The following is a 21,882-nucleotide window of genomic DNA, read 5'->3' on the forward strand; positions in this document are numbered from 1 at the left end:
GTACCATTCGTAGCGTCGATAAGTGGGCGATCTGCCCGCTCCGGCATCCAATGAAGGTAGTCCCATGAGAAAGAAAATATCGACCTACTGGCCTCTCGCGGTGTTGTTGCTCGCCGCGCTGACCGTATGCATGCACGCGCAGGAGCGCGAGTCCGCCGCCGTGCGTCACAAGCAACCGGGCGTCGCGAGCGTGAGCGCGGAATTGGCCCGCGCGATTTCCTACGGTCTCGTCGAATCGGACGAAGCGGCGCCCGCTGTCGGCCCGGCTTCCCGCGCGCTCTGACCGCTCCGGCCACTATGGCCGTCCACGCGGCGCACAAAAAATGGCGTCTTTCATGCGAAAGACGCCGTTTGTGTTTCCAGCGATCGCGCGTTAACGCCGCTTACTTCAGCACGCTGGCGACCGCGTTGGCGACGACATCGAGATTGCGCGTGTTCAGCGCAGCCACGCAGATGCGGCCCGTGCTCACCGCGTAGATGCCGAACTCCTCGCGCAGGCGGTCGACCTGAGCGGCGGTCAGCCCCGAGTAGGAGAACATGCCGCGCTGCTTGTCGACGAACGAGAAGTCACGGTCCACGCCAGCCGCCTTCAGACGCTGCACGAGGCCGTTGCGCATCGCGCGAATGCGGTCGCGCATTTCGCCGAGTTCCTGCTCCCACGTCGCGCGCAGTTCGGGCGATGCCAGCACGGCCGCGACGATCGAGCCGCCGTGCGTCGGCGGATTCGAATAGTTGGTGCGGATGACGCGCTTCAGTTGCGACAGCACGCGCGCCGATTCTTCCTTGCTCGCGGTGATGATGCTCAATGCGCCGACGCGCTCGCCGTACAGCGAGAACGACTTCGAGAACGACGACGACACGAACACGTTCAGTCCGGCCGCGGCAAAGAGGCGCACGGCGGCGGCATCGGCCTCGATGCTCTCGCCGAAACCCTGATACGCGATGTCGAGGAACGGCACGAGATTGCGCGCCTTCACCACTTCGACGACCTGCGCCCACTGCGCGTCGGTCAGATCGACGCCAGTCGGGTTATGGCAGCACGCGTGCAAGACGACGATCGTGCCCGCCGCGTAGCCGTTCAACGCGGCCAGCATGCCTTCGAAGTTCACGCCGTGCGTCGCGGCGTCGTAGTACGGATAGTTGACGACCTCGAAGCCCGCGCCTTCGAACAGCGCGCGATGGTTTTCCCAACTCGGATCGCTGATCGCGACGATCGCGTTCGGGTTCATGCGCTTCAGAAAGTCGGCGCCGATCTTCAGCGCGCCCGTGCCGCCGAGCGCCTGCGCCGTGACGACGCGGCCGTCTGCGATCAACGGCGAGTCTTTTCCGAGCAGCAGCGATTGCACGGCGGCGTCATACGCGGCGATGCCGTCGATCGGCAGATAACCACGCGGCAGCGCAGCCTCGACGCGAGCTTTTTCCGCCTCGCGCACGGCGCGCAGCAGCGGAATCTTGCCTTCTTCATTCGTGTACACGCCGACGCCGAGATTGACTTTGGTCGGGCGCGGATCGGCGTTGAAGGCTTCGTTGAGGCCCAGAATCGGGTCGCGGGGGGCGAGTTCGACGGCAGAAAAAAGGGACATGATCTATCGGCAGTGTGGAAAGGACAGGCTGCGGCAAATGCGGACGGCGGTCGCGCGGCGACGAATGCGGCGCGTGGGCATCGACGGCGGTGCGCGGTTCAGAAAACGCTCGCGCGCCGTTCAGCCCAGTCGCACATTGTATCGAATCCGTCGCATCTTTTCGGCGCGCAGTGGCGAGAACGCGCGTGCTTTTTACCGGTTCGGTCGCAAGGCGCCCGGCGAGCGCCGAGAAAGCGCTTGAGATCGCCCGGACGAGCCCAATGTGCATTTTCATACGCGTCATTCCGACGCCCTTTTCGCACCCGTCCGGGCGCCGCGCCAGTTTTGCGGCAGCCGCTAGAATAAGTGTTTGTCCCGGCGAAGACTCCGTTTCCCATGTCCGATACCCTCATCGAAGCGCCCGACGCACTGGACGAGTCGAAGTTCGTCACCTTCGACGGCTCGCCGTTTCAGCTCTATCAACCGTATCCGCCCGCCGGCGACCAGCCCGACGCCATCGCGACGCTCGTCGAAGGCGTCGAGGACGGCCTCTCGTTCCAGACGCTGCTCGGCGTCACGGGCTCCGGCAAGACCTTCACGATGGCCAACGTCATCGCGCGGCTCGGCCGGCCGGCCATCGTCTTTGCGCCGAACAAGACGCTCGCCGCGCAGCTCTACGCGGAATTCCGCGAGTTCTTCCCGCGCAACGCGGTCGAGTACTTCGTCTCGTACTACGACTATTACCAGCCGGAAGCGTACGTGCCGCAGCGCGATCTTTTCATCGAGAAAGATTCGTCGATCAACGAGCACATCGAACAGATGCGGCTCTCGGCCACCAAGAGCCTTCTGGAGCGGCGCGACGTGGTGATCGTGGCGACGGTGTCGGCGATCTACGGTATCGGCAATCCGTCCGAGTATCACAAGATGATTCTGACGCTGCGCACGGGCGACAAACTCGGCCAGCGCGACATCATCGCGCGGCTGATCGCGATGCAGTACAACCGCAACGAAGCGGACTTCCAGCGCGGCACGTTCCGCGTGCGCGGCGACACCATCGACATCTTTCCGGCGGAACATGCGGAAATGGCCGTGCGCGTCGAGCTGTTCGACGACGAGATCGAGGCGATGCAGCTCTTCGATCCGCTCACCGGGCGGGTGCGCAACAAGATTCCGCGCTTCACGGTGTATCCGTCGTCACATTACGTGACGCCGCGCGACACCGTGATGCGCGCCATCGAGACGATCAAGGAAGAACTGCGCGACCGGCTGGAGTTTTTCCACCGCGAGGGCAAGCTCGTCGAGGCCCAGCGGCTCGAACAGCGCACGCGTTTCGATCTGGAAATGCTTCAGGAACTCGGGTTCTGCAAGGGCATCGAGAACTACTCGCGGCACTTCTCGGGCGCCGCGCCCGGCGAGCCGCCGCCGACGCTCGTCGATTATTTGCCGCCCGACGCGCTGATGCTTCTGGACGAATCGCACGTGCTGATCGGCCAGTTGAACGGCATGTACAACGGCGACCGCGCGCGCAAGGAGAATCTCGTCGATTACGGCTTTCGCATGCCGTCCGCGCTCGACAACCGGCCGCTCAAGTTCAACGAATTCGAGCGCAAGATGCGTCAGGCGATCTTCGTCTCGGCCACGCCCGCCGACTATGAGCAAAAGAAGGCGGGGCAGGTCGCCGAGCAGCTCGTGCGCCCGACCGGCCTCGTCGATCCGGAAATCGAAGTGCGGCCCGCGCGCTCGCAGGTGGACGACGTGCTCTCGGAGATCAACGCGCGCGTGGCCGTGCAGGAGCGCGTGCTCGTCACCGTGCTGACCAAGCGGATGGCGGAGCAGTTAACCGAGTTCCTCTCGGATCACGGCGTGAAAGTGCGCTACTTGCACAGCGATATCGATACTGTCGAGCGCGTCGAAATCATCCGCGATCTGCGGCTCGGCACCTTCGACGTGCTCGTCGGCATCAACTTGCTGCGCGAAGGGCTGGATATCCCGGAAGTGTCGCTCGTCGCGATTCTCGACGCCGACAAGGAAGGCTTCCTGCGCGCCGAGCGTTCGCTGATCCAGACCATCGGCCGGGCGGCGCGCAACGTGAACGGCAAGGCGATTCTCTATGCCGACAATATGACCGACTCGATGAAGCGCGCCATCGACGAAACCGAGCGGCGGCGCGCGAAGCAGATCGCGCATAACCAGGCGATGGGCATCACGCCGCGCGGCGTGGAGAAGCGCATCAAGGACATCATCGACGGCGTCTACAGCGCCGACGAAGCGCGCGCCGAGCTGAAGGAAGCGCAGGCGCGCGCCAAGTTCGAGGACATGAGCGAGAAGCAGATCGCGAAGGAAATCAAGCGCCTCGAAAAGCAGATGATGGATCACGCCAAGAACCTTGAATTCGAGAAGGCGGCGCAAACCCGCGACCAATTGGCGCTCCTGCGCCAGCGTGTGTTCGGCGCGAACGTGGGCGATCACGTGGGCGGAATCGGCGGCAAATGAGCGTCCGGGAAGGCGACGAGGCTGGAGTTCGCCGCCTTTCGCGACTCTCGTGGCCGTCGGTGAAAGCCGCCCGTCAGCCGAAAACCCTTACCAGCATTAGTCTCATTCACTCCATCAAATTGTTCGCCGCATCAAACGATGCTAAACTGACAAACATTGAGAATGGTTCGCATTAACGTTACGGCACAACCCGCTCGGGTGACCCGAAATGTCGATGCAGCCGTCTCGTGGCAAGGCAGCGCGAAGCAACGCCGCACGCGCCGACCGATAACAAGAAAGGAGTGTGTTTGATGGTTTCAACGTTGACGCGCGGCCTCGTCGCCGCCGCTGGTCTCACGGCGATGATGGCGGCCTCGGCTGCCGAATATCCGATCGGCAAGCAGCACATCGAAGGCGGCATGGAAACGGGGGCCGTCTATCTTCAGCCGATCACGATGGCGCCGGAAGGCATGATGCGCAAGGCGTCGGATTCGGACATCCATCTGGAAGCCGACATCCACGCGGTCAAGAACAATCCGACCGGTTTCGCGGAAGGCGACTGGATGCCGTACCTGAACGTCACGTACGAACTGAGCAAGGTCGGCACGACGCAGTCGATCAAGGGCGACCTGATGCCGATGGTCGCGAGCGACGGCCCGCACTACGGCGACAACGTCAAGCTGTTCGGGCCGGGCAAGTATCACCTGAAGTTGCATATCGCGCCGCCGTCGGAGACGGGCCACATGGCGTTCGGCCGTCACACCGACAAGGAAACGGGCGTCGGCGCGTGGTTCAAGCCGTTCACCATCGAGTACGACTTCCCGTTCGCGGGCATCGGCAAGAAGGGCGGATATTAAGCAGTTCGCTCGATTGCGCGCCCGGCGTGTCGCATGAAGCGGGCGCGTGCATCTTCGGGAAGAAAGAATGAACTCGAAAATTCAGGCAGTGGCGCTCGCGTTGTCCGTGCTGGCCGGCACGGCGAGCGCGGCCGATCTGCCGACGTTCAAGCTGGAAATGAACGACGGCAAGCTGAACCCGGCGCGCATCGAGGTGCCGGCGGGACAGCGCATCAAGATCGAAGTGCACAACGTGGGCAAGGGCGCGGCCGAGTTCGAAAGCGTGCAGTTGCGCAAAGAGAAAGTGCTGGCGCCGGGCGCGGATTCGTTCGTGGTGATCGCGCCGCTGGATCCGGGCGAGTACAAGTTCTTCGACGATTTTCATCAGACGGCGCAAGGCGTGATCGTCGCGAAGTGATGATTGAGCCGCGCGGCGCTTCAGCATAGGCATCGCGCGGCCGATACAGCAGAACGGGCAGGGAGTTTCGATATGGGGCAGGTACTTTTCATCGTGTGGCGGGAAAGCGTCGAGGCGCTTCTCGTCGTCGGCATTCTGTACGCGTGGCTCAAGAACGGCGATCATCAGGCGCGTCGCGGCCTGCCTTATCTGTGGTTCGGCGTCGTGGCGGGATTGCTCGCGGCGGTCGGCCTCGGGGCAGCGCTGATCGGCTTTACCGAAGTCCTCTCCGGCAATGCTCAAGACTACTTTCAGACGGCGATGGTGCTCGTCGCGTGCGTGCTGATCGTGCAGATGGTGCTGTGGATGAAGCGCCACGGCCGCACGTTGAAACGCGACATGGAAACGTCGCTGCAAAAGACCACGCAGGACGGCCACTGGTGGGGCATCGCGCTGCTCGTCGCGCTCGCCATCGCGCGCGAAGGCAGCGAAACCGCCGTGTTCCTGTACGGCGTCGGCTTCGGGCAAACCGGGCACGTCGCGGCTTCGCAGTATGCGGCCATCATCATCGGATTCGGGCTCGCGCTCCTCACCTTCTACGTGCTTCAGCTCGGCGGCAAGGTGTTCTCGTGGCGCGCGTTCTTCCGCGTGACCGAGATCATGCTGCTGTTCCTCGCCGCGGGTCTCTTCGAGACGGGCGTCGACAAGCTGATCGACATGGAAGTGCTGCCCGTCATCGTCAATCAGATGTGGAACACCTCCGCGATCCTCGACGACTCCGGCACCTTCGGCTCGCTCGTCGCGACGCTCACGGGGTATCGCGCGCATCCGGCGGGGATGAACATCGTCGCGTATGCGGTGTACTGGATCGTCATCTATCTCCTGTTGCGCCGCTCGAATAGCCAGATGGCGCAGAAACAGAAGGCGGCCGGACGCCCGGCATGAGCTCCTCGATGCAACAAAGCGTGCAACCCGATACGCAAGCCCAGAGCCGGCTGCAGCAAGCCGGCCACTGGATGCAACGGCACGGCAGCGTGATCCGCGGAATTCAGTGGGTCGTCGTTGCCGTGTATGCGTTTCTGATCATCGTTCCGGCCGTGCTGCCGCTGCCCGACGGCTCCGCGCATCTCTGGAACAACCTGACGCTCGCGGCGCAGTTCGTGTTCTGGGGCATCTGGTGGCCGTTCGTGCTCCTGTCGATGGTCATGCTCGGCCGCGTGTGGTGCGGCGTGCTGTGTCCCGAAGGCGCGCTGACCGAGTTCGCGAGCCGCTTCGGCCGCGGGCGCGCGATTCCGCACTGGATGCGCTGGGGCGGCTGGCCGTTCGTCGCGTTCGGACTCACGACCATCTACGGCCAGATGGTCAGCGTCTATCAATATCCGAAGGCCGTGCTGCTCGTGCTCGGCGGCTCGACGGTCGCGGCGATCATCATCGGCCTGCTGTACGGCCGCGAGAAGCGCGTGTGGTGCAAGTATCTGTGTCCGGTCAACGGCGTGTTCTCGCTGCTCGCGCGTCTCGCGCCGTTTCACTACAAGGTCAGCGAAGACGCGTGGCGCCGCTCTTACAAGCAGGGCGAACACGGGCACCGCGTCATTCCGATCAACTGCGCGCCGCTCGTGCCGCTGCGCAACATGAAGGGCGCCGCGGATTGCCATATGTGCGGGCGTTGCAGCGGCCATCGCGATGCGATCGCGCTGACGTGGCGCTCGCCCGCCGAGGAAGTCGTGAAGCTCGGCGACAAGGCGGCGAATCCGTGGGACACCGCGCTGATTCTCTATGGCCTGCTCGGCATTGCCATCGGCGCGTTCCATTGGACGGTGAGCACGTGGTTCGTCGATCTGAAGCAGCTTTTCGCGGGCTGGCTGATCGATCACAACATCCTCTGGCCGCTCGACACCAACGCGCCGTGGTTTCTGTTCACGCATTATCCGGAACAGAACGACGTCTTCTCGTGGCTCGACGGCACGATGGTCGTCGGCTACATCCTCGCGACGGCGCTCGTCTACGGCACGACGCTGCTCGGGCTCATCGCAATGGGCGCGCGCATGCTCGGGAAGCTGAACGCGACGCGGGTGCATCATCTGACGCTCGCGCTGATTCCGATTGCGGGCGTCGGCGTATTCCTCGGTCTTTCGGCGACCACGGTTTCGCTTCTGCGCGCCGAGCACGTGCCGCTGTGGTGGGTCGCGGACTTGCGGCTCGCGCTTCTGGCCATCGCGAATGTGTGGAGCGCGTGGCTCGCGTGGCGCGTGACCGGGCGCTATGCGTCGACGCCTGGTCCCCGGCTGCTTTCGATGATATGGTTGATCGCGGCGCTGGCCGTGGTCGACAGCGCCTGGTACCTGATGTTTTGGGGCTTTTCCCGATAACGCCAGCACGCGAGGGCGCGCCAAGTGAGAACGAAACCCGCACTGACCGACGACGACGTGTTAGCCATGGCCGCCGCCGCCGAGGCGCACGCGAAGCATCACAACTGGAACGTGACCATCGCCATCGTCGATGACGGCGGGCATCTGCTGCATCTGCATCGGCTGGAAGGAGCGGGCGCGAGCACGGTGGAAATGGCGACGGGCAAGGCGCGCACGGCCGTGCTCGGCCGCCGCGAGACGAAGGTCTACGAAGACACCATCAAGCAGGGGCGCACCGCGTTCCTCTCCGCGCCGATGACGGCGATGCTCGAAGGCGGCGTGCCGATTTTCGTCGGCACGGATATCGTCGGGGCGGTCGGCGTGTCGGGCGTGAAGTCGGATCAGGATGCACAGATCGCGCGCGCGGGTATCGCGGCGTTGGGAATCGAGAACGTCTGAGTTCGCGGTTGATCGCAGATAGAAAAACGGCGCCGTCTCGCAAGAGATCGCGCCGTTTGTTTAAGCGTTGGAGCGGCAAAAAAACGGCTTCGCTGGCTACCGACGACTGGCTGGTGTTTGCACGAAGGGGTCTAAATTCTCGCGTGCAAGTCGTCCTTGCTGGCTAAGGCCAAACACCTCTTGGCGAGGTGGTCCCCACAATACCCGGTACGTCCTGCTGTTCTTTCGCGCTACTTCGTCAGGATGAGCTTGCCCAGACGCGTCGCGCGCAATTGATACGTTTCCCCGTTATGCACGATGGCGACATGGCTGCGGCCTTGCAGCAGCGCGTCGCTGCGCAACGACCGTTCGCTGTTGGCATCGTTCGCCGGGACGCGCTCCGCGGCTTCCGCCGGCGCCTTCGGGCGAGTAATGGCCGCGTCGCGAGCAAGCGGGCGGCGCAGCCTGAGCGTGGTGGATCGCGGCGTGTCGGTCATGTCGGTCGTGTCGGTCGGAAAGTGCTGTCGTTGATTCGTTGGACCCATAGTAAATGATAACTATTCCTATTTGCAACTAAGGCTTTCCGATGAAAACGCGGCTTCCGATAGCCGCGCTTCATCCGTCGTGCGTCAGTGGAGCGGACTCTCGCCCGTGCGCCCGTGCGCGTACTGCCGAATGAGCCTCACCGTATCGATATCCGACTCGCGATACGCCGATTTCACGATCTCCTGCGTCTGCCGCTCGTCGGGCGTGGAGTTCTCCCTCTCGGGCAGCGTCGTGCTGTAGGTGAAGCGCAGGAAAAGCTGTAGGGCGTCGGGCTGCTCGATAGCCATCGTGAGCGAGCCGCCGACGTGCTCGGCAGTTGGCAGGATGTCGTAGCGCACGCTGTTGTGCGGATCGAGCGTCACGCGGTCTCGCACCACGGCCTGACCGTAGTGCAGCTCGCGCTCCATCACATCGCCTTCGCGGAAAAGGATTGCGCAGCTATCGAGGCCCAGCACGAAAAGCTGCGGCTGTTCCGCGCGCAGCACGAGGCCTTCCCACAGTTGCTCGCGCGTCAGCGAGTCGACGAGCGGGTTCGTCGGATCGTTAATCTGGATCAGGTGTTCGAAATTCAAGACGACGTTTCCTTGGACGTTCGTGACGCCCGGTCACACCGGTTCGGCGGGAACGAGCCCCGAGTCGATGCGAATGGCACCGACGAGAACCTTGTGCATCGGGCAGGCATTGGCAATTTGCAAGAGACGTTCCCGTTGCGCTTCGTCGAGCGGGCCGTCCAGCGAGATGCGGCGGTCGATCACGGTGCCGTCCGCCGTGGTGTTCATCGACAGCTCGACGCGCAGTGACGTGAGCGGCCAGCCTTTGCGCTTCGCGTACATGCGCAGCGTGATGGACGTGCACGCGCCGAGGCTCGACAGGAGGAGCGACGAAGGCTGCGGCGCCGAATCCGCGCCGCCGAGACTAGCCGGCTCGTCGGCGAACCACGTATGCGTGCCGTCTTCGAGGCGGGTTTCGTAATCGGCGCTGCCGATGGTGGCGGTCACGACGGGAGCGGACATGCGCGTTTCCTCGGATTTATCGATGACAAGCGCGAAAAGACGGCGCCGGCCGAACGGTCATTGTGACGCAATGTACCCGTTCTTGCCGCGCCGTCGCGCATTATTTCAACGCTGCGATACGCCCGCTCAGTGCGTGATCGCGCCCATGCGGCCCGCCTGAAAGTCGATCACGGCCTGACGAATCTCGTCTTCCGTGTTCATCACGAACGGGCCATAGCGCACGACCGGCTCCTTCAGCGGCACGCCGCCGAACAGCAGCACTTCGGCGGGCTCGTCTCCTGCGGCGAGCGTGATCGTATCGGCATCGTCGCGGAAGATGATCATCTGCTGCGCGCGCACCGGCTGGCGCTGCGGACCGTACAGCGCGGTGCCCGAGAGGCTGTAGGCGAACACGCGGAAATCGCGCGGCACGCGATGCTCGATGGTCGCGCCCGGTTGCAGCGAGAAATGCTGATACAGGATGGGCGTGCGCGTTTCGATCGCGGCCTTCACGCCGAGCGCTTCGCCCGCGATCACCTTCACGCGCACTTTGCCGTCCTCGCTCGTCGCCACGGGAATGCGTTCGGACGGGATCTCCTGGTAATGCGGCGCGATCATCTTGTCGCGCTTGGGCAGATTCACCCACAGTTGCAGCCCGTGCACGCGCCCGCCGCGCTGCGCGAACGCTTCGCCCGGCATTTCGCTGTGCACGACGCCCGCGCCGGCGGTCATCCATTGCACGTCGCCTGGACGCAGCGTGCCGGAATGCCCGGCCGAATCCTTGTGGCCGAACTCGCCTTCGAGCATGTACGTCACCGTTTCGAAGCCGCGATGCGGGTGATCGGGCGCGCCTTTCGCCTCGCCGGGCGCGTAGTCGATCGGGCCCATCTCGTCGAGCAACAGGAACGGATCGAAGTCCATCAGAAGGCGCGTCGGAAACGGGCGATGCACGACGAATCCGCCGCCTTCGACGGTGCGCATGGCGGGAATGATGCTCGAAATGGTGCGGCTCATGATGTTTTGCCTCGCTTCGCCATTAGGGGAATAGCGATAAATGTGAAACACGAAGCTATTATATGAGCCGTATTTGTGGGTAAAAGACGCCGCAGCGCAATGGATTGTCCTGCTGCGATAAACAAACCGGCCTCGCGCCGGCGACAACAGCCAGAGCCGCACACGCCATGACATCCGATTCGCACGATCTCAACGATCTGATGTACTTCTCGCACGTCGTCGAACACGGCGGTTTTTCCGCGGCCGAGCGCGTGCTGGGCATTTCGAAGTCGCGGCTGTCTCGGCGCGTGTCGGAACTGGAGGCATCGCTCGGCGTGCGGCTCTTGCAGCGTTCCACGCGCAAGCTCGCGCTCACCGAAGCAGGACAACTGTTCTACCAGCACTGCCAGGCGATGCTCGCCGAGGCGCAGGCCGCCGTCAACGTCGTGCAGAGCCTGCGCGATTCGCCGCGCGGCACCGTGCGCGTGAGCGTGCCCGTGACCATCGCGCAGACCTTCCTCGCGGCCGTCATGCCCGACTTCATGCATCGCTATCCGGAAGTGCGCGTCGTGTTGCGCGTGACGAACCGCGTCGTGGATCTCTTCGAGGACGCCATCGACGTCGCGCTGCGCGTGCGCTCGGAGCCGCCCGCGAGTTCCAACGTCGTCGCGCGGCCGCTGTGGCGCACGCAGCAGATGCTGGTTGCCGCGCCCTCGCTGCTCAAGCCGAACGCGCCGCCGATGAGCGTCGCGGACCTCGCGCAATACGACACGCTCGACATGCCATCGGCGGACGGGCGGCACGTGTATCGCCTCATCGCGCCCGACGGCACACGTCACGAGTTCGAGCACGAGCCGCGGCTCGTGACCGCCGACCTTTCGATGATTCGCGAAGCCGTGATGCGCGGTGTCGGCATCGCGGCGTTGCCCGAGATGATGTACGGCGCGCCGCTCCGAAGCGGGCAGCTCTCGCCCGTGATGCCGGGCTGGACCTTTCCGACGCCGCAGCTTTACGCCGTGTTCCTGTCGCGGCAGGGCATGGTCCCGGCTATTCGCGCGTTCGTCGATTTTCTCGTCGAATGCATCGACGACGGCAAGCGCTTTCCCGGCGAATGTCCGGTCATCGAGCCTGCCGAGCAGGAGACGGTTTAGCATCGCTTCAGACATTGAAGCACGCGTTTGCGATGCAGAGATTCAATCGCGCGGAATCTTGTACGGCAAAATCGGCGGCGTTATATTGAGGTCTCTTTCGCTAAGGAGCTTCTTATGCGAAAACTGACGGCTACTCTGATAGTTAGCCTGATAGGGCTGATCGCGCTGTCCGTGTCGACCACGGCTGCCGCATGTGACGGTTCTGGCGGCTCAGGGTATTCGAGCCCGAAGTAATCGTCTCGCCCGAATGCGCCGAGTGCGCACGAAAAAAGGCCTTCATCCGACGATGAAGGCCTTTTGCTTTGTCGCGCGTTGTCGGCCGCTTACTTGGCGCTCTTCGGCTGCGTCACGAAACCGATCTTCGACAAGCCGCCCGCCTGCGCGGCGGACATCACATCGGCGACGCGCTCATACGGCACCTTGCGATCCGCGCGCAGGCGCAATTCCGGCTGCGGCGTCTTTTTCGACGCCTGCGCGATGCGCGCGTCGAGCGCTGCGTCGTCGATCTTCTGGTCGTTCCAGAGAATCGTGCCGTCGGCCTCTATCGCGACGTCGACATGCGCGGGCTTTTCGTCCTGCGGCTGGCTGCTCGCGTGCGGCAAGTCGATCTTCACCGCGTGATGCATCGCGGGAATGGTCACCAGAAAAATGATGAGGAGAACGAGCATGACGTCGACGAGCGGCGTCATGTTGATCTCGCTCATCATGCCGTCGTCTTCGTCGCCGGCGAATGGGCTCATGGCCATGCGAACCTCCGCTTAGCTTGCGCGCGTCGCAAGACGCAGGCTGTCGGATTGCCCGGTCGTCGCGCGCTTGGTCGACGACAGCTTCGAGCCCGTGACGAAGAACGCGTGCAGGCCGTGCGCGAAGCGGTTCAGCTTGGTCACGATGCTCTTGTTCGCGCGGGTGAGGGCGTTGTAGCCGAGCACCGCCGGAATCGCGACGAAGAGGCCGAACGCGGTCATGATGAGCGATTCGCCGACCGGGCCCGCGACCTGATCGATCGACGTTTGCCCCGTCGCGCCGATGGTCAGGAGCGCGTGATAAATGCCCCACACCGTGCCGAACAGTCCGACGAACGGCGACGTGCTGCCGATCGACGCCAGCACCGCGAGCCCCGCCTGCATCCGGCCGACGCCTTCGTCCATCACGTCTTTCAGGCAGCGCGTGATCCAGTCGGAGACATCCATGCGATCGTGCAGATGCGGCTGCGTCTGGTGATGATGGTCCGCCGCTTCCTGGCCTGCGAGCGCGAGCGCGAGGAACGGGTTGTCCGCTGCGCTCGACGACTGCGCGCCCAGTTTCTGGATGCCGTCGTTGAAATCGTCCGAATGCCAGAACGCCTGCTCCGCGTTCTTCGTCAGGCGCTTGAGCCGCACGACGTTCCACGCCTTCACGACGATCACCGTCCACGAGAGCACCGACATGATGACGAGCGCGAGCGCGATGCCGCGCGTCACGAAATCGCCTTGCGCCCAGACGTGCGCAATTCCGTAGTTTTGCATTGCTGTTTCCTTGTTTCCAAAAAACCGGTCAGTCGTTCAGGCTGAAGACGAACGGGACGGTGGCCGTGGCGCGGATCGCCTCGCCGTTTTCCTTGTAGGGCGTGCATGCGCTGGAACGAACGGCGTCGAGCGCGGCGTCGTCGAGGCGCGAGGAGCCGCTGCTTTTTTGCAGCGTCACGTTTTCGATCTTGCCCGACAGGCCGACGGTCAGCTTGACCAGCGCCGTACCCGTCTCGCCCCGGCGGCGCGACATGGCAGGATAGTCCGGCTGCGCGATATTGCACGACAGGCGCGCGACGTTCTTCGGCGCGGCGAGGTCCATCGTCGGCTTGCCGATGGCGGGCGCGGCCGGCGCCGGGGCGGCCGGCGCGGGGGCGGGCGGCGGCGGAGCGGGGGGCGCCGGCGGCGTGGGCTCGGGCGCGGGCGCCGCAATCGGCGCCGGCGCTGGCGTGACCGGCATCGGCGCGGGCTTCGGCTCGGCCTTGGGCTTGATCTTCGGCTGCGGCTGCGGCTTCGGCTGCGGAACGGGTTTCGGCGGCTGGGGCGTCGGCGGTGACTGGACGGCAACCGGCTGGGGCGCGGGCTGCGGCGTCTCGCTAATCAGCTGCGCGGTGATCGCCTTGGCTTCGACTGGGCGCGGCGGCGCTTCGTGCCGCATCGTCAGCACGGTGCCGAGGAGCGCCGCATGAATCGCGAGTACCAGCGCGCACGCGGCGACCATGCGAGGACTGATGCCGGATGACGGCGCGGGCGAAAAGGCGGCTGAAGACGTGGTCGGGGACTGCATTCTTGGGCGTTGTTCGAGAGTCTGCTTGCCTGACGGCTCCTGATGCTGAGATCCCGAACATAAGCTGGCCCGAAAGCGAAGGGCGAAGTCATCGACGAAATATCAGCAGCGAAATGAACAGGGTAGCCACAAAACCGATCAGCAATTCCATCTCGTTCTCCTCGGACAGGACTGAACGGTTTGCAGAAGGTACTGCGGTTGGCTACCGGCGCGGCCGCGGCCAAACGGCGCGACCGCTGGCGCGGGAGCGTCAGGCCGCCTGGCGTTCGTAGAACGTGACCGGCGCTGCCTGCACGCCGCAATGCGAGGCGCAGACGCCGCTTTGCACCATCACATCGCGCACGCTCTCTTCGCACTTCCCGCAGCACATGGCGACGCCGAGTTCGAACTGGAGCTCGTCGAACGTATCGACGCCCTCCGCGATGGCGGCGCGAATCTTTCTGTCGGACACTGACTTGCAGACACAGACGATCATGATGGTTCGCGATAGCTTCCGTTAATGCGAATTATTATCATTCAGTGTCGCGAGCTTGGCAAGCGAGGAGCGGGGATTTTTGTAACAGGATGCGGGACTCGGCCGGTTCGCCCGCCGGAGGCTTGCCGGGCGGGGCAGAGCGGCTGTCCTCGCGCCTCAAGGCTAAGCAGCAACCCTGCGCGCGCTGTGGAGATTTAGGCGCTCGGAATATCGACATGCCGCACATTCGCCTGGATTTGCAGCAACGAGGCGGCGAGTTGTCGCTGCGGTTCGCCATCGGCGGTGGAGTAGAAAAGCGGGGTCGCTGCGACCGACGCATCGGCGTTGCGGAGTCCGCTCGCGTCGAGCAGGCGTTCGAGTTGCCGCGCGACTGCGACGCTCGTATCGACGATATGCAGCCGCTCGCCCGCAATCTCGCGAATGGCGCGGTCAAGAAAAGGGTAGTGCGTGCAGCCGAGCACGAGGGTGTCGGCGCCCGCGTCGAGCATCGGTTTGAGATAGCTTTCGAGCAGCGCCATGAGTTCGGGCGACGACGTGTCGCACCGCTCCACCGCCTGCACCAGCCCGTGCCCCGGCTGGCATATGAAGCGGCAATTGCCGGCATAGCGGTCAAGAAGCGACTGAAAGCGCGCGCTTCGCAGCGTCGCCTGCGTGGCCAGCACGCCGACCACGCCGGTTCTAGACACCGCCGCGGCCGGCTTCACGCCGGGCTCGACGCCGACGAGCGGGATCGCGAGCCGCTCGCGCACGTGCGCGATGGATTGCGCGGTCGCCGTGTTGCATGCGACGACGAGCGCCTTCACGCCCTGTCCGACGAGCCATTCGCCGATGGCCGTGGTGCGCGCGGTGATGAACGCATCGTCGCGCTCGCCGTAGGGTGCGTGCAGCGAATCCGCCACGTAGATCAACTGCTCGTGCGGCAGCAGCGCGCGCACCGCGCGCAACACGGACAGACCGCCGAGCCCGGAATCGAAGATGCCGACAGGCGCGTCTGCGCCAGCCGGCGCGCGCGCGTTCGCGGCGAGGGGGGATGCGACGACAGCGGACATCGTTTGAGACGGCTTATTGCTCGCCCATCATGCTCTGCTGATAGTTCTGGATGCCGACCTTGTCGATCAGATCCAGTTGCGTTTCGAGCCAGTCGATGTGCTCTTCGGTGTCGTTCAGAATCTTGTCGAAGATATCGCGCGAAACGTAGTCCCGCACGGACTCGCAATACGCGATGGCTTCCTTGCAGGTCGACTGCGAAATCTGCTCGAGCTTCAGATCGCACTCGATGATTTCCTTGGTCTCTTCGCCGATCAAAAGCTTGTGCAGGTCCTGCAGGTTCGGCAAGCCGTCGAGCATGAACACGCGCTGGATCAGCCAGTCGGCGTGCTTCATCTCGCCAATCGACTCGTCGTATTCGTGCTTGTTCAGTTGCTCGAGGCCCCAGTGCTTGTACATCCGGGCGTGAAGGAAGTATTGATTGATCGCGGTGAGCTCGTTCTTCAGCTGCGCGTTCAGATATTCGATGACTTTCGCGTCGCCTTTCATAGGTGTCCTTGTTCCGGGCGTGTGAGCATGGGGGAAAGATAAACCTTGGGACTGGGGCCTGCCAAGGTTAAGAGGGAATTTTTTGTCGCGGCCGAAAAAGAGAATGGAACGCTCTATCGGCAAATGCGGCTTGCAAAGAAAAGCCGGGCGCGCGGCCCGGCTTTCCGACCGCGCGGCGCAGATCATGCGCGATGCGGTCCGCGTCTCGTGCTTACGCCGTCGCGACCGGAATCTTGCCGATCTTCGCCTGCCATTCGGCGGGGCCGGTCTTGTGGACCGACGTTCCGTTCGAATCGACCGCGACCGTAACCGGCATGTCCTTCACGTCGAACTCGTAGATGGCTTCCATGCCGAGGTCTTCGAACGCGAGCACCTTGGCCTCGCGGATCGCCTTCGAGACGAGATACGCCGCGCCGCCGACCGCCATCAGATACGCGGCCTTGTGCTTCTTGATCGCCTCGATGGCGACCGGACCGCGCTCGGCCTTGCCGATCATCGAGATGAGGCCGGTCTGGGCGAGCATCGTTTCCGTGAACTTGTCCATGCGCGTGGCCGTCGTCGGGCCTGCCGGACCGACCGCTTCGTCGCGCACCGGATCGACCGGGCCGACGTAATAGATCACGCGGTTCGTGAAATCGACCGGCAGCTTTTCGCCCTTCGCGAGCATGTCGGCGATGCGCTTGTGCGCGGCGTCGCGGCCCGTCAGCATCTTGCCCGAGAGCAAGAGCGTCTGGCCCGGCTTCCACGACGCGACTTCTTCCGGCGTCAGCGTGTTGAGGTCGACGCGCTTGCTCGTCTCCGTGTTCGGCTGCCACGTGACCTTCGGCCATGCGTCGAGCGGCGGGGCGTCGAGCTTGGCTGCACCCGAGCCGTCGAGCGTGAAGTGCGCGTGGCGCGTCGCCGCGCAGTTCGGGATGATCGCGATGGGCTTGCTCGCCGCGTGCGTCGGCGCGGCCATGATCTTGACGTCGAGCACGGTCGACAAGCCGCCGAGACCCTGCGCGCCGATACCGAGCGCGTTCACCTTCTCATGCAGTTCGACGCGCAGTTCTTCGATCCAGTCCTGCGGACCGCGCGCGATGATGTCCTGAATGTCGATGGGGTCCATCAGCGATTCCTTCGCCATCACCATCGCTTTTTCGGCCGTGCCGCCGATGCCGATGCCGAGCATGCCCGGCGGGCACCAGCCCGCGCCCATCGTCGGCACGGTCTTGAGCACCCAGTCGACGATCGAATCCGACGGATTGAGCATCGCGAACTTCGACTTGTTCTCCGAGCCGCCGCCCTTCGCCGCGACCTGCACGTCGACCTTGTCGCCCGGCACGATCTCGTAATGGATCACAGCCGGCGTGTTGTCCTTCGTGTTCTTGCGCGCGCCTTCGGGCGGGCTCACGATCGACGCACGCAGCACGTTGTCCGGGTTCAGATAGCCGCGGCGCACGCCTTCGTTGATCATGTCGGTGACCGACATCGTCGCGCCGTCCCAACGCACGTCCATGCCCACCTTCACGAACACCGTGACGATGCCCGTGTCCTGACAGATCGGGCGCTTGCCTTCGGCGCACATGCGGCTGTTGGTCAGGATCTGCGCGATGGCGTCCTTCGCGGCGGGGCTTTCCTCCAACTCGTAGGCGCGGCCGAGCGCCTGAATATAGTCGAGCGGATGGTAGTAGCTGATGTACTGCAGAGAATCGGCGATGCTCTGGATCAGGTCTTCTTGCTTGATGACGGTCATGGCTTGGGCTCTGGGGACGAAAGACTGCGTGCGTTCTCTTCGACGCTTCAATCGAGTGCGCTGCGGGGTGTTGCCGTTTCGCTGTGGAAATGCCGCGGATGCGTATGCGTGGTCAACCGGTCGACATAGGCCATGACGAGCGCGGACACGAGAAACGCCACGTGAATCACGACTTGCCACAGCACCGTATGGAACGTGTGCTGATCCGGATTGATGAAAGTCTTCAGCAGATGAATCGACGAGATGCTGATGAGCGCCATCGAGAGCTTCACTTTCAGCACGCCCGCATTGACGTGATCGAGCCACTCGGGTTCGTCGGGATGGCCTTCCACGCCGAGACGCGACACGAACGTTTCGTATCCGCCGACGATCACCATGATGAGCAGGTTCGAGATCATCACCACGTCGATCAGGCCGAGCACGACCAGCATGACGTTGGTTTCGTCGAGCGTCATCGCGTGCGTGACGAGGTGCCAGACCTCCTTCAGGAACAGGACGACGTAGACGCCCTGCGCGACGATGAGTCCGAGATAGAGCGGCACCTGAAGCCAGCGGCTCATGAAGATGAATCTGGGCAGCGCCTTCATCGGGCCGGGGCGAGCGGGCGAGTCGGGGAAGTGCTTCTGAGCGGACATGGGCGGCGTGTCGGTCGGGCGGCGGAGATCGAAGTGCTGGGAACGTGAAACGGGCGGTTCGTGGCCCGTCCGGGAAAGCCCGGTATTGTAGCGTGTCGCCGCGCGAGCCTGCCGGAACGCAGCGGCAAGCACTGTTGTGTCAATCGGATGGAATGCGCGGCCACTCGCCCCTAGACGTTGCTTTCGCGGCTCCCACGCTCGTCACGCGCCACGGGCGCCCGGCGCTTCAGGCTCGCGAGGACGATGCCCGCCATCACGCACGCGAGCGCGATGCCATGCGCGAGCGTCGGCCGCTCGCCGAGGAACGCGATGCCGTAGAGCGCCGCCGCGATCGGCAGGACGGCCGAGAAGACGCCCGCGAGGCTTCCGGCGACGTGTCGGATGCCTTTCATCCACAGCCAGAAGGAGAAGACGCTCGCCGAAAGCGCATACCATCCGACGAGCGCCCAGGTGATTCCGTCGACGCCGCGCCAGTCGAACGCGAGCGCGGTCGGCAGACCGAGCGGCAACATCAGCAGAAAGCCTAACCCGTGGGTATACGCGCAGATGTCGATGGCGGGCAGCGTCTGCGTCAGCCGCCGCGACAGGATCACGTACAGCGATTCGCAGCAGACCGCGCCGACCACCATCAGATTGCCCGCGAGCGAGCCGCCGCCGTGATCGCCGCCGCCGCCGCTCTGGGCGACGTTGATGACGACGACGCCCACGACCGCCAGCGCGATGGAAGCGAACGCTCGTCCGCCCGGCTTCTCCCTGAGAAAGAGCCACGCGAACAGCGCGACGACGGCCGGCATGGTGCTCGTGATGACGCCCGCCGCGACTGCGCTCGTGCGCGCGACGCCGTTGAGCATCAGCAGCGTGAAGCCGAATGTGCCGAAGAGCGCCTGCAGAAAGAGGTTGATCCACTCGGCGCGCGCCACGCGCTTCATCTTCGACGGACGCAACAGCGGCCACAGCACCGCCAGCGCGATGACGAAGCGCAGCAGCGCGAAAAGCGGCACCGGCACGGACGCCACGATCGACTTGCCGATGCCGACGTTGCTCCCGACGAGCAGCATCGACGCGATGAGATAGAGGGCGTAGCGATTCAAGCTGTGATTTCGGCGTCGAGCGCACGACAAGCGCGCGGCGAGTTCAGTTAGGATTGTGGGGACGCATTGTAGAAGCCGCGCCGACTCCGTGTATACCCCGTGCCGAAGCCGTCGGCCGCGTAAGAAGCGGGTAAGTTGCGCGGCATATCTTGATCTTCATGCAGGCTGCAATGAGTCGGCAAGCGCGTTTCTCGAACGAAGCGCGCTGGCAAGGTTGCAAGTGGCCGGCAATCCGCGAGACGGCGGAGCCGGTCGACAGGAGACAGGGTTCGGCGAGAACGCCCGTGCGCGTGACGCTTTCGAACCTCAATAACATGCGGCGTGCCCGCCTCAAGCGTCGAGCGCGCCGCCGGCTTTTGGAATCACCATCGGAGGGGTTGTCGATGTCTGCGATCGAATCGGTTCTTCAGGAAAAACGTGTGTTTCCGCCGTCAGCCAAGGCTTCGTCCGGCGCGGCGATTTCGGGCATGGACGCGTACAAGGCGCTCGTCGCCGAAGCGGAGCGCGACTACGAAGGCTTCTGGGCGCGGCTCGCGCGGGAAACGCTCTCATGGCACAAGCCGTTCTCGAACGTGCTCGACGAAAGCAACGCGCCGTTCTATACGTGGTTCGCGGATGGCGAGCTGAACGCTTCGTATAACTGTCTCGACCGGCACGTCGAAGCGGGGCGCGGCAACGAGAACGCGATTATCTTCGAAGCCGACGACGGCACCGTGACCAACGTCACGTATCAGGACCTGCTCGAACGCGTCTGCCGCCTCGCCAATGCGCTCAAGAAGCGCGGCGTGAAGAAGGGCGACCGCGTCGTCATCTATCTGCCGATGTCCGTGGAAGGCGTCGTCGCCATGCAGGCGTGCGCGCGTATCGGCGCGACGCATTCGGTGGTGTTCGGCGGCTTCTCGTCGAAGTCGCTCAACGAGCGGCTCGTCGATGTCGGCGCGGTCGCGCTCATCACCGCCGACGAGCAGATGCGCGGCGGCAAGGCGCTGCCGCTCAAGAGCATCGCCGACGAAGCGCTTGCGGCCGGCGGCTGCGACGCGGTGAAGGACGTCATCGTGTATCGGCGCACGGGCGGTAACGTTGCGTGGAACGAAGGGCGCGACGTGTGGCTGCACGAAATCGTCGAGAACGAAGCGGCGCAGTGCGAGCCCGAGTGGGTCGGCGCGGAGCATCCGCTTTTCATCCTGTACACGTCCGGCTCGACGGGCAAGCCGAAGGGCGTGCAGCACAGCACGGCGGGCATTCTGCTGTGGGCCGCGCAGACGATGAAGTGGACCTTCGACATGAAGGCGGGCGACATCTTCTGGTGTACCGCCGACATCGGCTGGATCACGGGACACAGCTATATCGCGTACGGGCCGCTGGCCATCGGCGCAACGCAGATCATGTTCGAAGGCGTGCCGACGTACCCGAACGCGGGCCGCTTCTGGGACATGATCCAGCGCCACAAGGTCACGATCTTCTATACCGCGCCGACGGCCATCCGCTCGCTCATCAAGGCGTCGGAAGCGGACGCGAAGGTGCATCCGAAGAGCTACGATCTCTCGACGCTGCGCATTCTCGGCACGGTCGGCGAGCCGATCAATCCGGAAGCGTGGATGTGGTACCACGAGAACGTCGGCGGCGGGCAGTGTCCGATTGTCGATACATGGTGGCAGACGGAAACCGGCGGCCACATGATCACGCCGCTGCCGGGCGCCACGCCGCTCGTGCCGGGTTCGTGCACGCTGCCGCTGCCGGGCATCATGGCCGCGATCGTCGATGAAACCGGGCAAGACGTGCCGAACGGGCAGGGCGGCATTCTCGTCGTGAAGCGCCCGTGGCCGTCGATGCTGCGCAATGTCTGGGGCGATCCGAACCGCTACAAGACGAGCTACTTCCCGGAAGAACTCGGCGGCAAGCTGTACCTCGCCGGCGACGGCGCGGTCCGCGACAAGGAGACCGGCTATTTCACGATCATGGGCCGCATCGACGACGTGCTCAACGTCTCGGGCCATCGTCTGGGCACGATGGAGATCGAGTCGGCGCTGGTCGCGAATCCGATCGTCGCGGAAGCAGCCGTGGTCGGACGTCCCGACGACACGACTGGCGAAGCCGTGGTCGCGTTCGTTGTGCTCAAGCGCGCGCGTCCGGAAGGCGATGAAGCGAAGCAGGTCGCCAACGAGCTGCGCGCGTGGGTCGCCAAGGAGATCGGGCCGATCGCGAAGCCGAAGGACATCCGCTTCGGCGAGAATTTGCCGAAGACGCGCTCGGGCAAGATCATGCGGCGTCTGTTGCGCTCGCTCGCGAAGGGCGAGGAGATCACGCAGGACGTGTCCACGCTGGAGAATCCCGCGATTCTCGATCAACTGGGCGAAGCGCGCTAAAGCTGTTCTAAACGACC

At 64.1% G+C, this 21,882-nt stretch carries 23 protein-coding genes; 9 read left to right on the top strand and 14 right to left on the bottom strand.

The window, feature by feature from the left end:
• Window positions 1–64: 64 nt before the first annotated feature.
• Window positions 65–283 carry a hypothetical protein gene (locus JYK05_RS04680; protein WP_175939997.1) on the top strand — a complete coding sequence of 73 codons (219 nt, stop codon included), beginning with the start codon at window positions 65–67 and terminating at the stop codon, window positions 281–283.
• 100 nt (window positions 284–383) lie between these two features.
• Here JYK05_RS04680 and JYK05_RS04685 read toward each other — a convergent pair whose 3' ends face one another.
• Window positions 384–1,583, bottom strand: a complete 1,200-nt coding sequence (locus JYK05_RS04685) for an amino acid aminotransferase (RefSeq protein WP_175939998.1) — start codon at window positions 1,581–1,583, stop codon at window positions 384–386.
• Between the two features lie 375 nt (window positions 1,584–1,958).
• Between JYK05_RS04685 and uvrB the strand changes: the two genes are divergently transcribed.
• The 6 genes from uvrB to JYK05_RS04715 all read left to right on the top strand — a co-directional run bounded on the left by uvrB (window position 1,959) and on the right by JYK05_RS04715 (window position 8,074).
• The gene (gene uvrB / locus JYK05_RS04690) at window positions 1,959–4,055 is read left to right on the top strand and encodes an excinuclease ABC subunit UvrB (protein ID WP_206467933.1); all 2,097 of its coding nucleotides are present in this window, start codon (window positions 1,959–1,961) and stop codon (window positions 4,053–4,055) included.
• Between the two features lie 290 nt (window positions 4,056–4,345).
• Window positions 4,346–4,891 carry an iron transporter gene (locus tag JYK05_RS04695; protein ID WP_371826403.1) on the top strand — a complete coding sequence of 182 codons (546 nt, stop codon included), beginning with the start codon at window positions 4,346–4,348 and terminating at the stop codon, window positions 4,889–4,891.
• A gap of 67 nt (window positions 4,892–4,958) precedes the next feature.
• Window positions 4,959–5,288, top strand: coding sequence for a cupredoxin domain-containing protein (locus JYK05_RS04700; protein ID WP_175940001.1), 330 nt, complete (start codon window positions 4,959–4,961; stop codon window positions 5,286–5,288).
• 72 nt (window positions 5,289–5,360) lie between these two features.
• Complete coding sequence (locus JYK05_RS04705; protein ID WP_206467935.1) at window positions 5,361–6,212, top strand: FTR1 family protein; 852 nt, start codon at window positions 5,361–5,363, stop codon at window positions 6,210–6,212.
• 71 nt (window positions 6,213–6,283) lie between these two features.
• Window positions 6,284–7,636, top strand: coding sequence for a 4Fe-4S binding protein (locus tag JYK05_RS04710; RefSeq protein ID WP_206468217.1), 1,353 nt, complete (start codon window positions 6,284–6,286; stop codon window positions 7,634–7,636).
• A gap of 24 nt (window positions 7,637–7,660) precedes the next feature.
• Window positions 7,661–8,074 (top strand): heme-binding protein, encoded by a 414-nt coding sequence (locus tag JYK05_RS04715; protein WP_206467936.1) that lies wholly within the window; start codon window positions 7,661–7,663, stop codon window positions 8,072–8,074.
• Window positions 8,075–8,304: 230 nt separating this feature from the next.
• On the opposite strand, the gene JYK05_RS04720 is transcribed toward JYK05_RS04715, so the two are convergent.
• From JYK05_RS04720 to JYK05_RS04735, 4 genes are all read right to left on the bottom strand, one after another.
• Window positions 8,305–8,550 (bottom strand): hemin uptake protein HemP, encoded by a 246-nt coding sequence (locus JYK05_RS04720; RefSeq protein WP_206467937.1) that lies wholly within the window; start codon window positions 8,548–8,550, stop codon window positions 8,305–8,307.
• A gap of 132 nt (window positions 8,551–8,682) precedes the next feature.
• Window positions 8,683–9,171 (bottom strand): SRPBCC family protein, encoded by a 489-nt coding sequence (locus JYK05_RS04725; protein ID WP_206467938.1) that lies wholly within the window; start codon window positions 9,169–9,171, stop codon window positions 8,683–8,685.
• A gap of 33 nt (window positions 9,172–9,204) precedes the next feature.
• Window positions 9,205–9,612: an OsmC family protein gene (locus tag JYK05_RS04730; protein WP_206467939.1), complete on the bottom strand. Its 408-nt coding sequence runs from the start codon at window positions 9,610–9,612 to the stop codon at window positions 9,205–9,207.
• Window positions 9,613–9,738: 126 nt separating this feature from the next.
• A complete protein-coding gene (locus JYK05_RS04735) occupies window positions 9,739–10,605 on the bottom strand; it encodes a pirin family protein (protein ID WP_206467940.1) in 867 nt (288 codons plus the stop codon).
• A gap of 167 nt (window positions 10,606–10,772) precedes the next feature.
• Between JYK05_RS04735 and JYK05_RS04740 the strand changes: the two genes are divergently transcribed.
• The gene (locus JYK05_RS04740; RefSeq protein ID WP_175940008.1) at window positions 10,773–11,735 is read left to right on the top strand and encodes a LysR family transcriptional regulator; all 963 of its coding nucleotides are present in this window, start codon (window positions 10,773–10,775) and stop codon (window positions 11,733–11,735) included.
• A gap of 323 nt (window positions 11,736–12,058) precedes the next feature.
• Here the strand turns inward: JYK05_RS04740 and JYK05_RS04745 are convergent, their stop codons facing one another.
• From JYK05_RS04745 to JYK05_RS04785, 9 genes are all read right to left on the bottom strand, one after another.
• On the bottom strand, window positions 12,059–12,481 hold the full coding sequence (locus tag JYK05_RS04745) for a biopolymer transporter ExbD (protein WP_206467941.1): 423 nt from the start codon (window positions 12,479–12,481) through the stop codon (window positions 12,059–12,061).
• Window positions 12,482–12,493: 12 nt separating this feature from the next.
• On the bottom strand, window positions 12,494–13,240 hold the full coding sequence (locus JYK05_RS04750; protein ID WP_206467942.1) for a MotA/TolQ/ExbB proton channel family protein: 747 nt from the start codon (window positions 13,238–13,240) through the stop codon (window positions 12,494–12,496).
• A 28-nt stretch (window positions 13,241–13,268) separates the two neighbouring features.
• Complete coding sequence (locus JYK05_RS04755) at window positions 13,269–14,027, bottom strand: energy transducer TonB (RefSeq protein WP_206467943.1); 759 nt, start codon at window positions 14,025–14,027, stop codon at window positions 13,269–13,271.
• Window positions 14,028–14,277: 250 nt separating this feature from the next.
• Window positions 14,278–14,502, bottom strand: a complete 225-nt coding sequence (locus JYK05_RS04760) for a bacterioferritin-associated ferredoxin (RefSeq protein WP_175940012.1) — start codon at window positions 14,500–14,502, stop codon at window positions 14,278–14,280.
• Between the two features lie 194 nt (window positions 14,503–14,696).
• A complete protein-coding gene (gene murI, locus JYK05_RS04765) occupies window positions 14,697–15,551 on the bottom strand; it encodes a glutamate racemase (RefSeq protein WP_206467944.1) in 855 nt (284 codons plus the stop codon).
• A gap of 13 nt (window positions 15,552–15,564) precedes the next feature.
• Complete coding sequence (bfr, locus tag JYK05_RS04770; RefSeq protein WP_175940014.1) at window positions 15,565–16,038, bottom strand: bacterioferritin; 474 nt, start codon at window positions 16,036–16,038, stop codon at window positions 15,565–15,567.
• Between the two features lie 211 nt (window positions 16,039–16,249).
• The gene (locus JYK05_RS04775) at window positions 16,250–17,773 is read right to left on the bottom strand and encodes a fumarate hydratase (RefSeq protein WP_175940015.1); all 1,524 of its coding nucleotides are present in this window, start codon (window positions 17,771–17,773) and stop codon (window positions 16,250–16,252) included.
• Window positions 17,774–17,820: 47 nt separating this feature from the next.
• Window positions 17,821–18,408 carry a TIGR00645 family protein gene (locus JYK05_RS04780; RefSeq protein ID WP_206467945.1) on the bottom strand — a complete coding sequence of 196 codons (588 nt, stop codon included), beginning with the start codon at window positions 18,406–18,408 and terminating at the stop codon, window positions 17,821–17,823.
• 170 nt (window positions 18,409–18,578) lie between these two features.
• Window positions 18,579–19,499 (bottom strand): DMT family transporter, encoded by a 921-nt coding sequence (locus JYK05_RS04785; RefSeq protein WP_206467946.1) that lies wholly within the window; start codon window positions 19,497–19,499, stop codon window positions 18,579–18,581.
• A 383-nt stretch (window positions 19,500–19,882) separates the two neighbouring features.
• Here JYK05_RS04785 and acs point away from each other — a divergent pair, with 383 nt between their 5' ends.
• Window positions 19,883–21,865, top strand: coding sequence for an acetate--CoA ligase (gene acs / locus JYK05_RS04790; RefSeq protein WP_206467947.1), 1,983 nt, complete (start codon window positions 19,883–19,885; stop codon window positions 21,863–21,865).
• Window positions 21,866–21,882 lie beyond the last annotated feature (17 nt).

Origin of the sequence: Caballeronia sp. M1242 (assembly GCF_017220215.1) — a bacterium.
Taxonomy (GTDB): Bacteria; Pseudomonadota; Gammaproteobacteria; order Burkholderiales; family Burkholderiaceae; genus Caballeronia.